Origin of the sequence: Dyella telluris, assembly GCF_014297575.1 — a bacterium.
Classification (GTDB): domain Bacteria; phylum Pseudomonadota; class Gammaproteobacteria; order Xanthomonadales; family Rhodanobacteraceae; genus Dyella; species Dyella telluris.
Window position 1 is genome coordinate 1,427,560 of sequence record NZ_CP060412.1, and the last position, 12,383, is coordinate 1,439,942.

Annotated in this window: 12 protein-coding genes; 1 reads left to right on the plus strand and 11 read right to left on the minus strand. The window is 62.3% G+C overall.

What is annotated here, in order from left to right; all coding sequences use genetic code 11:
• Positions 1–43 precede the first annotated feature (43 nt).
• The 6 genes from rocF to H8F01_RS22010 form a co-directional block, all read right to left on the minus strand.
• Positions 44–958, minus strand: a complete 915-nt coding sequence (gene rocF, locus H8F01_RS06560) for an arginase (RefSeq protein ID WP_187058214.1) — start codon at positions 956–958, stop codon at positions 44–46.
• Positions 959–993: 35 nt separating this feature from the next.
• The gene (locus tag H8F01_RS06565) at positions 994–1,416 is read right to left on the minus strand and encodes a rhodanese-like domain-containing protein (protein WP_187058215.1); all 423 of its coding nucleotides are present in this window, start codon (positions 1,414–1,416) and stop codon (positions 994–996) included.
• Between the two features lie 528 nt (positions 1,417–1,944).
• Entirely contained in the window at positions 1,945–2,373 is a 429-nt protein-coding gene (locus H8F01_RS06570) for a DoxX family protein (protein ID WP_187058216.1), read from the minus strand.
• A 123-nt stretch (positions 2,374–2,496) separates the two neighbouring features.
• On the minus strand, positions 2,497–2,838 hold the full coding sequence (locus tag H8F01_RS06575; protein ID WP_187058217.1) for a helix-turn-helix transcriptional regulator: 342 nt from the start codon (positions 2,836–2,838) through the stop codon (positions 2,497–2,499).
• Between the two features lie 148 nt (positions 2,839–2,986).
• Complete coding sequence (locus H8F01_RS06580) at positions 2,987–3,310, minus strand: hypothetical protein (RefSeq protein ID WP_187058218.1); 324 nt, start codon at positions 3,308–3,310, stop codon at positions 2,987–2,989.
• Between the two features lie 364 nt (positions 3,311–3,674).
• Positions 3,675–3,890, minus strand: coding sequence for a DUF6980 family protein (locus H8F01_RS22010; RefSeq protein WP_425490081.1), 216 nt, complete (start codon positions 3,888–3,890; stop codon positions 3,675–3,677).
• A 589-nt stretch (positions 3,891–4,479) separates the two neighbouring features.
• Between H8F01_RS22010 and H8F01_RS06585 the strand changes: the two genes are divergently transcribed.
• The gene (locus H8F01_RS06585) at positions 4,480–4,953 is read left to right on the plus strand and encodes a YehS family protein (protein WP_187058219.1); all 474 of its coding nucleotides are present in this window, start codon (positions 4,480–4,482) and stop codon (positions 4,951–4,953) included.
• A 356-nt stretch (positions 4,954–5,309) separates the two neighbouring features.
• On the opposite strand, the gene H8F01_RS06590 is transcribed toward H8F01_RS06585, so the two are convergent.
• The 5 genes from H8F01_RS06590 to H8F01_RS06610 all read right to left on the minus strand — a co-directional run bounded on the left by H8F01_RS06590 (position 5,310) and on the right by H8F01_RS06610 (position 12,381).
• Positions 5,310–6,869, minus strand: coding sequence for a serine hydrolase (locus tag H8F01_RS06590; RefSeq protein WP_222615729.1), 1,560 nt, complete (start codon positions 6,867–6,869; stop codon positions 5,310–5,312).
• Between the two features lie 135 nt (positions 6,870–7,004).
• A complete protein-coding gene (locus H8F01_RS06595; protein WP_187058221.1) occupies positions 7,005–7,925 on the minus strand; it encodes a MurR/RpiR family transcriptional regulator in 921 nt (306 codons plus the stop codon).
• Positions 7,926–7,935: 10 nt separating this feature from the next.
• Positions 7,936–9,258, minus strand: a complete 1,323-nt coding sequence (locus H8F01_RS06600; protein WP_187058222.1) for a peptide MFS transporter — start codon at positions 9,256–9,258, stop codon at positions 7,936–7,938.
• Between the two features lie 31 nt (positions 9,259–9,289).
• The gene (locus tag H8F01_RS06605) at positions 9,290–10,318 is read right to left on the minus strand and encodes a dipeptide epimerase (protein ID WP_187058223.1); all 1,029 of its coding nucleotides are present in this window, start codon (positions 10,316–10,318) and stop codon (positions 9,290–9,292) included.
• Between the two features lie 56 nt (positions 10,319–10,374).
• On the minus strand, positions 10,375–12,381 hold the full coding sequence (locus H8F01_RS06610; protein WP_238481171.1) for a serine hydrolase domain-containing protein: 2,007 nt from the start codon (positions 12,379–12,381) through the stop codon (positions 10,375–10,377).
• Positions 12,382–12,383: the final 2 nt, after the last annotated feature.

Here is a 12,383-nt window from a genome sequence, read left to right on the forward strand (position 1 = left end):
TTTCTTCGTATCGTTATTGTTGGTTGTATCAATCGACCAGGCGTCAGCGGATCAGCGTGGACTTGCCGAACAGCGACTCCACCAGATCCACCGCCAGGCGCGCCGTCTGGTTCTTCTTGTCGAACGCGGGGTTGAGCTCCACGATGTCCAGCGAACCGACACGGCCGGTATCCGCGATCATCTCCATGCACAGCTGCGCCTCGCGATAGTTCGGGCCGCCGCGCACCGTGGTGCCCACGCCCGGCGCAATGGTCGGGTCGAGGAAATCCACGTCAAAGCTCACGTGCAGATGGGTGTTTTCGTCGATATCGGCAAGCGCCTCTTCCATCGTGCGCTTCATGCCCACTTCGTCGATGTGGCGCATGTCGAAAATGCTCACCTGCGATTCGCGCACCAGGCGCTTCTCGCCCTCGTCCACCGAGCGGATGCCGATCTGGCGGAACACCGGCGCCGACGTGGCCGGCACCTGGCCACCCATGCTGATCAGCTCCTGCGGACCGTTGCCGCACAGGCAAGCCACCGGCATGCCGTGGATGTTGCCCGAGGGCGTGGCTTCGGCGGTGTTGAAGTCGGCATGCGCATCCAGCCACAGCACGCGCAGCGTCTTGCCGGTGTCGCGGCAATGACGCGCCACCGCGCTGATCGAGCCAATGGCCAGGCAGTGATCGCCACCCAGCATGATCGGCAGGCGGCCCTCGCCCAGTTCGGCGTAGATCGCCTCGTGCACGGCCTGGTTCCAGGCCACCACTTCGGGCAGATGGCGGTAACCATCCACCGGCGGCTGCCACGGGTTGAGCGGGCCCTGCAGGTTGCCGCGATCGACCACGTCCAGCCCGCGCCGGGTCAGCCGCGCCGCCAGGTTGGCCACGCGCAAAGCTTCCGGACCCATCGAAGCACCACGATGTCCCGCACCGATGTCCGTGGGAACGCCGACCAGGGAAATTGCCTTGTTGACCATGAAAACCTGCGTATGAATTCGGGGGGCGAACTGTCTTAGTGTGCCAGAGGCAGCTGACGTTGCCGCCACGCGTTCAGGCTGCCGTCCAGCACCCGCACGTGGGTATAGCCGAGGGAAGTAAGCGTCTGCTGGGCCTTCGCCGCGCGCTTGCCGGAGACGCAATACACCACGATCTCGCTGTCATGCGGCGCGCCCAGCACACCCGCGCGGCTGGCCAGCTGCTCCACCGGGATATTGAGCGCACCCGCGATATGGCCATCGGCGTATTCGTCCGAACGGCGCACGTCGAGCAGCAAGGGCGCCTGCCCCGCCTGCTGGCGTTCCAGCAGCTGCGCGGGGTCCAGCGGCGCATCCGCCGCCAGGGCCGAACCCATGCCCGCCAGCAGCGCCCCCACGAGCAGGGCAATCCGAAACTTGCGGGACGTTGTCACCCGGGTAGGCGAAAAGCGCTGAAGCACCGCCAACACCTTGAATATCATGAGTAAATGGACAAGCCGGCACGCCGGCCACTGCCCATAGTACCGTCAAAAACCCCCAAGAACCCGGGTTTGCCCCATCACCCCGAAGCCCTCGTAGCCCGGATGGAGCGCAGCGGGAATCCGGGATGGCCACACGACCGCCCTTCAACACGGACCAGGCCATCAACGCCCGGTGTTTCGCAAAGACCCATCGCTGTGCGCGCCGGGTACCCGGATTCCCGCTGCGCTCCATCCGGGCTACGGGTTCCGCGCTATGCCGTGGGCCGTGATGCCAAACAACACCATTTCATCCCGCTCACGCGATGCGCAGCTTCCGATCCACCGAATAACGCCCGGGCCCCGTCGCTCTCGTAGCCCGGATGGAGCGCAGCGGGAATCCGGGACGGCCGCACGACCACCCTTCAACACGGACCAGGCCATCAACGCCCGGTGTTTCGCAAAGACCCATCGCTGCGCGCGCCGGGTACCCGGATTCCCGCTGCGCTCCATCCGGGCTACGTGGGCCGCTTACGCGATGCCCAGCTTCCGATCTACCGAATAACGCCCGGGCCCGATGAGATAAAGCAACATCAGGCCACCCACGATGCAGACGTTCTTGTAGAACGCGATCTCAGCCAGAAACCGCTCCGAGCCAGCCAAGTTCCAATAGTGATGCCCCAGCACCGACGTGGCCAGCGTATAGACGGCCATCAGCACCGCCATCGGCCGGGTAAACACCCCAAGCGCCAGCGCCAGGCCACCGCCCACCTCCGCCGCAATGGCGATGACGGTGGCGACCGCTGGAAGCGGAACCCCCATGTGCGTAAACAACGCGGTGGTCTGGTCGAACTCCGTCAGTTTTTCCCATCCGAAGATGAGGAACAGCAGCATCAGCAAAACCCGGGAAAGGAGAACGATGCCGTCCCTTCCCCATTCGGCGTTGAGCAACGACTTCATGATGATTTCCTTTGAGTGCGAACGGGGACAGAAGGACGACGCCAATGCGCAGGCCACCCGGATCCTTTCCTGTTCGGAGGAGATCGTCGTGCTGTTACACACACTCAGGACCGGAGCGAAGAGTCAGGAAATGCACTCGGCCCCTTTCTCGATTCCGCGCACAACCAGCCCACCCGCCACGGCTTCGCGCCTGATCCGCTCAAGGTCATAGCGGGCCTGCAGCAGAAGCCAGTAAAGCGGGCTGGTGCGTAGCGCAACGGCAACGCGAAAGCCTTCGTCAGCATTGATGCGCGTGCCGGCCAGGATGCGATGTCGTTGCCACGACGGAATGCCGCTGCGTCGCGCCCGTTGGGCCGCGCTCATCGCATGGGGCAACAGGTAGTCATCTTGCAGTACGCGGCCGGGGGAACGCAGTGGCACCGCATCGTCAATACGCAGTTGCGGAGGAAGGCGGGTGAGTATCATGAGGGGCTTCCTTTCAGGTGCACGAAGCCGGCGGAACCCGGTGCAGGGATCCGCGTAGGGAAAAGCCGAAGGTGTGCGTACGTGGATAAGCCGGGTGTGGCCTGCCGGTCGGACGCGACAGGCCACAGGGCCGATCACAGGAGACGTGCTACGCGCTCAACGCCCGCTGCTGATCGAGCTGCCGGACGTACTGCAGCAGGCAATGCCTTGCCACGACGATGCCTTGCCGGAACAACGGCGGCAACGGCTGCAGCACGACTCCAGAATGTCGTGTCGGGCTGCGTTGCCGTTCGTCTTCCAGGCTCAGCTGCGCCAACGCGTAAAGCGCGAGCGCCACGTCATCCAACGTGGAAAGCCGTAGCGAGGGTGGCATGAAGCAGGACGCCGGTGGCCCGGCGGAGGTCGAGTCGCTGTGGGCGTCGCCCACAGAAACGGACAGGCGTGCACGTGCCTTATGATCGCGTGTAGCCATGATCAACTCTCTGTAAGTTGGTGATGGTTAGCGGGTCGTAGGTGTTCAAGCACCTGCGGCCCGCGACTCACGGCATCACTGCCGTGACCGCTCGCATCCCCGTCCGAAGACGCCCGCGAGCAGCATCGCCCACGCTACTGGAGCCGACCATTCCGCGTCGTCGGGCATATCCCCTTGCAACGTGTAGGTGTGGCTACCGCGCGGCTCTCAGGCAAAACACGTGCAGCCTGCGCCTATCCGTAGGAGGCGTCAGCCAAGAGCAGATAGGCAGCAGCGTGGCGACGGGTGACGGCGCATGCGCGCCATCGATCATGTCCGCTCTGGGTCGAAAGCAGACCTAAGCAGTGCTCTTCCTCTTTACGATTCAGTTGTCACGCCGGCTTGCCGGTAGCTTCACTCCGCAGAAAGGGCAAAAACGGATGGAATAGGACGCGGACCCACCGTCATGGATAACCAGACCATACTCATTAAAGCGGCTGGAATATTTCAGCACCCGATCCGGGCAGTTTTGCGGGACAGGATGATCCGGACATTTCATTTCAACATGCCTGGTCATGTCGCTACAGCAATGCGTTGTCATTGGTCTTGTCTACCTTGATTGCTTTTATCAGCAGCGCGAGCCCGCCCCGATTGCCCTTACTGAGATGTCCGCTCTGGGTCGAAAGCGGACCTAACAAGAATACCTAGCGACTCAGGTTGTTCAAGGCTGCAATCACCAAATAAAGGATCGCGGCTACTGTTGCTCAGGTGCAGCTCGTCCGGGGCCTTTCACCCTTCACTTAGCGTTCGCAGCACCGAAGCTTGGCATATGAAAGGGTTGGCAAGTGCTTTCCTTGGCACCCTGCCGAATGACGTACCCGGCTGCCTCGCCACCATCGGCATTGTTGGAGCGCACCATATGACTGCCCTTTGGAAGTAGCGCAGCCGCCTCACGGGTCTCGACCCGTCCGGCCTAGAACACCGCCCATGTGAACGTTGCTGAGCTAAAATCAGGCAACTGCCAGCTGATTCCGATGTCAGGATGACTGGCGAGAGTGGTAAGCAGGCAAATACTTCAGCCACGTGTCCAGCACAGCGACAATATGGACCTTGGCCACGTCACAGCCAGTATGACGAATTGACAAGTGCAGCGCCCAAGACTCATGGGGCGATGCGCCACAGGAAAAGCAATGATCAACAACGACGTTCTGCGCAGCGTGCGCTACATGCTTGATCTCAGCGACAACAAAGTTGTCGAGATAACCAAGCTGTCTGATGCCGATATCGCGATCGATAAATCGGATGTGCAAGCGTTCCTGAAAAAGGAAGAAGAGGAGGGTTATGCTGAGTGCAGCAATCAGGTACTCGCACACTTTCTTGATGGCTTGGTTTTCTACTTTCGCGGGAAAGATGAAAGCCTCCCGCCACGACCGATTGAAAAGCGCGTTACCAACAACGTGGTGATGAAAAAGCTTCGTGTCGCATTCCAACTCAAGGATGTCGACATGCACCAGGTTTTCCAGGATGCCGGGTTCCCAATCTCCAAACCGGAACTCACCGCCCTGTTCCGCCAGCCCGATCATAAGAACTTCCGTCTCTGCGGAGACCAGCTGCTTCGAAACTTCCTCAAGGGATTGACGCTGCGTGTACGGGAAAACAGATGAACGTACCTGAGGTTACGCAGTTCCAAGGCGCGCTTAGGGCGGCGGAACCACCTTTTGTGCCTGACTTGCTGGCTACGTTGCGTCATGTAAGTTCGACAACGCTTCGTGTGCGTTGCTCGCAATTTCCCCTTCCCAGTCTCTCTTGAGGCATACCCATGATGCTTGCCTCGGGTCGAAAGCGGACAGTTCCCTGACGCCAAGGCCTTTTCCAAATCGGCGCATCGCCTGCATCAAACAGCATGCCGGAGATCGTCTACGCTCTCTGCTATTTCTCAACACCACGCAGATCGATCAGGAACGTGGAAAGGGCCGAACTCGCATCAACTCTGACGCACGTGCATGCGGAACGGGGCCTCCTACTTGGACGCGCGGACCGGGGTGAAGCGCAGGTCCTGGTAATCCCAGCTGAAATCGGCGATGGGGGAGACGGGCTTCATGGTCATTTGATCGATGCTGCCGTCCGGAGCCAGGGCAAAGGTGACGTAGGCATCTTCCACGTCTGGCATGGACCAGTGCGTGCGGAACGTGTCGTACTGCACATGCTCCAGGGTTCCGTGCATGCCGGGCGAACGGTCGAAACTGATGGTCAGCGCGCCCTTCTCGTTCCGGCCCAGCGTTGCAGTGCCGTACCACGGATCGCGGTAGGTCCCGAGATAGCTGGCCAATGGCAGTGAAGGACCGCGTTCGGGATGCACGGACTTTGCCGGTGTCTTGAGCGCGGCCACGGCGCCTGCGTTTACTTCGTCGAATACCTGTTTGTAGCTGGCGATCCAGTCGGGTGAGGGCAATCCGAGCAGGGTATCCAGCAGGTGCTCGCGCATGGCAAACAGCGTGCCGACGTCCTCGGAGTTGAGCATGATGGCAAACGCCGCATGCTTTTCCGGAATGACCACCACGGCCGATACGCCACCCAGAACGCCGCCGAGATGAGTGATGATCTTGTGGCCACGATAGTCCTGCACCTCGAAGCCCAGGGCATAGGCCTCGAATTGCGGTTGGGCCAGCGCCAAGGGTTTGGGCGCAGCCGAAATCGGAATGAGGGTCTGCGGCGTCCACAGCATCTGTGCTGCTTTCTCGCTGAAGATCCGCGTGTTCTTGTCCAGCTTGCCGCTGTCCAGTTGCAAACGCAGCCAGGGACCCATGTCGGCCGCACTCACCTGAAGCGCACCGGCCGGGGCGAACACCTTGCCGGTCATCACCGTTTTGAGCACGGCTTGCGGGCCAACGCCGCGCACCGCCGTGGTGTTCTTTGCGTGCAACGACACCTTGTCAGGGGGAGTCGCGTCGATGCTGGTCTTCGTGTCATGCATCTGCAGCGGGTCGAGGATGTGCTGCTGCACGAAATCCTCCCAGCTCTGCCCTGAGACCGCTTCGACGAGCTCACCGGCCACGATGTAGAGCACGTTGTCGTAGTCATAGCCGCCGCGAAACGAGTGGGCCGGCTTCAGATAACGAATGTCGTGAACCAGCTGCGCACGCGAGCGATCGGAGGTGGGGAACATCATCAGATCGCCCTCCCCCAACCCCAGGCCGCTGCGGTGAACCAGGAGATCGGTCACGGTCATTTCGCTGGACGCGTAGGCGTCGTACATGCGAAAACCTGGCAGCTTGTCGCCCACACGGTCGTCCCAACGCAGCTTGCCCTGGTCGACCAGGATCGCCAGCGCGGCCGTGGTGAAGGCTTTGGTGTTGGAGCCGATCGGGAAAATCGTATGCGGATCCACCAGCGCGGCATTGTCGAGCTTGCGTACGCCATAGGTGTGCGTGGCGATGGTGTCGCCTTCGACCACGGTCACTGCCATACCTGGCGTGTCGAAGGTTTGCATGGCCTTGCGCGCAAACGCGTCGAGATCCGGCGTTGAGTCGGCTGGCTGCGATGCGGCGACAACGGCACACCACGATACCAGCAGGGCCACGCAAGCGCTCCGACGCCAGTGCCTGCGTATGGTTTGCCCGGCGGCATTATCACGGGAACGGCGATTCATCGAGAACGCTTCCTTTGAGTTGTGCTGCCCATTGGATCGCGAGCCGCGCTGCGATGCGGCACGGCTTCAAGTCTTCGGCTTGCCGCGCGGCTTGCTGGCCGCCGCCTTGCGCGGCTTCACGGACGTGCTGGAATCGCGCTTCTCCACCGCTGGCGCCTCGACATAGCCCACCAGTCGTTGCCGCAGTTGGGTGATGTCACCGATGCGGTCGAACATGTCGCCCTGTTCGCGTGTCACCGCGCCGATCAGCAAGCTCAACAAACTCGTCGCCGCCGTGAAGTTGTGCCACGGCCGCGTCAGATCGGCCGGCAGCATCAGCACATGATTGGTGAGCTGACGGGCCCAATAGCACTGGCTGTCGGTAATGATGACCAGCGGAATGCCACGCGCGGCGGATTCCTCGGCAAGAATGCGAAAATGCCGCGAATAACGCCGGAAGTCGATCAGCAGCACGCAACTCTTCTTGGTCGAATCCAGCAGCAGATCGGTATACGCGCCATCCAGACCTTCATGGAAGATCGTGCGCGGCTTGACGTGCTGCATCAGGCTGGCGAAACCCAGGCCAAGGAAACGCCCCTGGTGGAAGCTGGCGACCGAGACTCGATCGGCGTCCACCAGCAGTTTGACAATAGCCTTCCATTCCGCCGTGCGGGTCAGACCGTGCGCAATCGTGATGCCCTGGATCTCTGCCTTGAGGCTCTCGGACATCGCGGCGGAGTCACCGGTTTGATCGGTGTTCTTGTACAGCTGCAACCAGGGCGCATCGCTACGCAGCTCTTCCTTGAGCTCGTTCAGGCCTGCATAGCCAAGGTTGTGCAGGAAGCGACCGACCGTCATGGGGCTTACGCCAACGCGCTGCCCCAGTGATGCAGCCGTTTCGAACGGGATGCCATTGAGATTGTGCAGCAGGTAGGTAGCGATCTTCTGCTCGGACGTGGTGAAGCTACTCCAGCCGTCTTTTAGCTTTTTCTGCAGATCCTTGATCATCAGCACTCGCTCATCGGGCCAGCACGGTGGTGCTGCCGGTTTGTCCATGTTGCCCCGCGCCGCTATGGCGGCGATTGAGCATATACAAAAGCACGGCGGATAGTGCCGAGACACCGCCAATCAACACAAAGAACGCGCCATGGCCCATGCTGCTCCACAAGGTACCAAGCGCACCGGCCAGCAGGTTGCCAAAGAATCCGGCAAAGAACCACGTGGCAATGCTGGTGGCGCGGAAGCCTTCCGGCGCCATACGTCCGAACAAGGCCAGTCCCGTGGGCAGGATGTACAACTCACCGATGGTGAAGACGACAAACCACACGAACAGCCAGATCCAGCTGGCACGTGTTCCATGCGCCTCACTCCACGCCGCAACCAGCCCGAGTGCCACATAGGACACCGCCACGATGGCCGCGCCGAAAGACATCCTGCCAAGCAGCGGCGTCACGACGCCTTTGCGTGCCAGTCGCGCCCAGCGAGCCACCAACAATGGCGTGAGGGCGAACACCGCCAGCGAATTGATTGACTGGAACCAGGTCATCGGTATGGTCCAGCCGCGCGCCAGCGTCCGGTCGATACCAGTGTCAGCCCACAGCGCAATCGTATTGCCGTTCTGCTCATAGGCGCCGCGGAAGATCACCACGATGGCGGCAATGCCGATCAGCAGGCCAAAGCGTTCGCGTGCGGTGCGGTCCATGGGCGGGCGTACTTCGCGTGTCGCCGCCCCAAGTGCCGGCTCGGTGGGCAGGTAACGGCGTCCGGCCAGATAAATCACCAGCGACAGCAGCATGCCGATGCCTGCCGCGGCGAACCCCCAGTGCCAGCCGTACGCCTCGCCCAGCGTGCCGCAGACCAAAGGCGACAGAAAGCCACCAAGGTTAATGCCGACGTAGTAGATGTTGTATGCACTCTTGCTGCGCTCGTCCCCAGCGCGATAGAGGCCCTCGATCTGGCTGGCGAGGCTGGGAAGGAACAGGCCGTTGCCCAGCGCGATCATGCACAACGCCGGATAGAACAGCGCTTCGGAGGACATCATGAAATGCCCGAGCGCCATCATCGAACCGCCAATGACGACGGAGCGTCCCTTGCCCAGCCAGCGATCGGCCAGCATGCCGCCAAACACCGGCGTGAAATAGACGAAGGCGGCGTACACGCCATACACCAGCGAGGCGTACTCCTGGTCCAACTTCAGGTGCTTGGTCATGTAGTAGACCAAGAGCGCCCGCATGCCGAAGAAGGAGAACATCTCCCACATTTCGGTCAAGAACAGGATGGTCAGGCCACGTGGATGGCCGAACCAGCTTTTCTCTGTTACCGGGCTCGTTGCGGAAGTCATGCGGATGGACATCCTCGCTGATGGCGCCTAGTTACTTGCTTGCGGCCGACGCCGGGCCACCCCAGAGTGCATCGGGACACCAGATAGTGCCATGCTCGTACACCACCGATGGCTGGTAATCCTCGACCAGGCTGATCGGACCGTCCAGGTCCACCACATCGCACAACTGGCCCACCACGAAGGACGGCGCCATCGCCAGCGAGGAGCCGCCCATATTGCCGACCATCAAGTCGAAGCCACGTTTGCGCGCCTCCTGCGCAATGGCCAACGCTTCGGTAAGCCCGCCGCATTTGTCCAGCTTGATATTGATGACGTCGACCCGGCCAACCATTTTCGCCAGGTCGCTGCGATCCTGCACGCTCTCGTCAGCCGCGATGCGGATCGGTCGCTCCAACCCATCCAGCCAGGCTTCGCTGCCGACGGGAAACGGCTGCTCCACCACGTCCACTCGCGCGTCGACCAGGGTCGGCAACAGCCGCGCGAACGACTCACGGGTGAAGCCCTGGTTGGCGTCGACCATCAGCCATACGTCCGGACGCGCACGTCGCACGGCGAGCACGCGCTCGGCATTGCGCTCGTCGTCGGTGAGCTTGAGCTTGATCGCGCGCGCCGTCGTATAGCTGCTTGCGCGCCCGGCCATCACTTCCGGTTCGTCCGCGCCCACCGTGTACGTGGTCAGCAACGGCTTGCATGTCGGCAGGCCCGCCAGCTGCCACACGGGTTTGCCGGCGCGCTTGGCTTCCAGATCCCACAGGGCGCAGTCGAGCACATTGCGTGCTCCGCCTGCCGGCAGCAATTGCTGCAGCGCTTCACGGGTGATGCCGGCCTCGATGTGCGCACGCAATGCTTCGATCTGCACCAACATTGAATCGGGCGTGTCGTGGTGATAGTAGACGCCTTGCGCCTCGCCGCGCCCGATGAAACCCTGCGCGTCAGTCAGCTCGACGATCAGTGCATCGAATGCGGTGAAGGTGTAGCCGGTGATATGGAACGGCGTATGGATCGCCCAGCTCTTGCGCGTTGCCTGCAGGCGCAAGCGCCCGTCAACATGGATATTCATGTCTACTTCCTCGGATGGAGTGCGCGGCGACGATCTGGCGTCGCCGCGCAGAGAACTCAGTAGTGGACGTTGAAGCTGACCAGTCCGAAGGTCAGGATCAGCCACACCAGATAGATCGCCGCCAGCGCCAGCAGGGTTTCGCCAGCCAGCACCCAGCGCCCGCGACGCGGCGCCATCCAGCAACGCACGCTATGCGCCACCACGGCCAGCGCGCCAATCAGACCGATCACGCCGAGCACATAGAGGACGTAAAGCCACGGCGTCATCGTGCCCTGCAGCAACATGTCGTCACTGACCGACGAGACCACCAGCAGGCCCATCCAGCCTGCCAACATCACGAACAGGGCAAGTACGCCGAGCCGCGACCACAGGCGCGAACGGCGCTGCGAGGCATCCAGTGCGAGCGGACGGCGATAGTGGCGACGCACCCAGCCGCCCACGCCCCAGCTCAACAGCGCCACGATCAGGCCCGCGAACGACAGCCCGACCCACAGACCCACCGTGCCCATCGAGCGCGCACCGGAGACGCGCTGGAACACAAACACCGGCACTTCGACGTCGGTCGCCCAGTAGGCGATGTTGCCATTGGCATCGTCGACGAACTTGATGTGTGCATCGCCGTTGACCTGACGCCACGTCGACGGCCCCACCTCGCGCCAGTACAGCGGCTTGCCCGCGTAGTTGTTCCACACGGAGACCACGATGGTGCCGTCCGGCTGAGCGGCAACACTGGCATGGCCAAACAGGTACAGCGGCTTGAGCGCACTTTCGTTGCGCCGGCTTGACTCGTACCAACCGGACACGCGCGCGGCATCGGCCTTGGCGGTTGCCAGGGTCGCTTCCTCGGGCGCCTTGTACGGGAAGTAGCGATCCAGGAAGGACTGGAACACCGCCTTGCGGATCACATGGGCGCCACCCTCATTGCCAGCGCTGTTGAAGGACATGAACACACCGACATTCGCGTCCAGCATCAGGTGCAGGTCGCTATGGAACACCTCGGTGTCGCCCGCATGGCCGATGATGCGCTGACCATGACTGTCTTCCTGGTAGAAGCCCAGGTCGAAGCCTGCCAATCCTGGCGCCGCGGTGTGCTGCGGGCTGTGCATCAGTTCGGCGGTAGCCTGCTGCATGATGCGCGTATCGCCGAAGCGGCCCTGCTGCAGCTGGGCAATCATGAAGTTCGCCATGTCCGTGGCCGAGCTGCTGAGCGCGCCGGCCGGCGAAGGATCGACCGGCTCGAACGGATGCGGCTTGCCGTCGGAGGCACTCTTGTAGCCCTTGGACAACAGCGCCGCCAGACGCGCAGGCAGCGGCTGCTCAAAGCTCGAGTGCGTCATCTGCAGCGGATCGAAGATGTGCTTCTGCACGTAGTCTTCGAAGCGCTCGCCGGAGATGCGCTGCACGATATAGCCAGCCAGGCCGCAGCCATAGTTGGAATACGCCACGATCGTGCCCGGCGCAAAGATACGCGCAGGGAGATGTGACTTCAGGTATTTCTCCAGGTTCACGCTATCGGTGGACGCCGGCAGCAGATCGCGTGCGGTGTCCTCGAAGCCCGGCGTGTGGGTCATGATGTTGCGCAGCGTGATCGGCTTGCCGTCACGCGGCGGTATGGTGAAGTCCAGGTACTGGTTGATGTCGGCGTCGAGATTGAGCTTGCCCTGCTCCACCAGTTGCATCACCGCGGTCCAGGTGAACAACTTGGAGGTGGAACCGGGGCGGAACAGCGTGGTCTCGGGCGACGGCGCCTGGCGCGTCTTCAGATCCGCATAGCCGTAGCCCCGGGCGAAGATCACCTTGCCGTCCTTGACCACCGAGATCACGCCTCCGGCGACGTCGCCGCGCTCCAGCGCGAACGGCACCAGACCGTCGAAGAAGCTCGACAGGTCTTCGCTGGTGAGCGCGTGGGTCTGGCCATTCGGTTGGGCCTGGCCGTCGGACGCCACGGTAGTTGCGACGCTGGGCGCCGGCAGCGCGGCGGACGTGGCCGGAGCCGGGTTCACGGGTGTGGGCACCTGGGCCAGCGCCGCTCCGGCGGCGAAGGTCAAGGCCAATGACGCCAAAA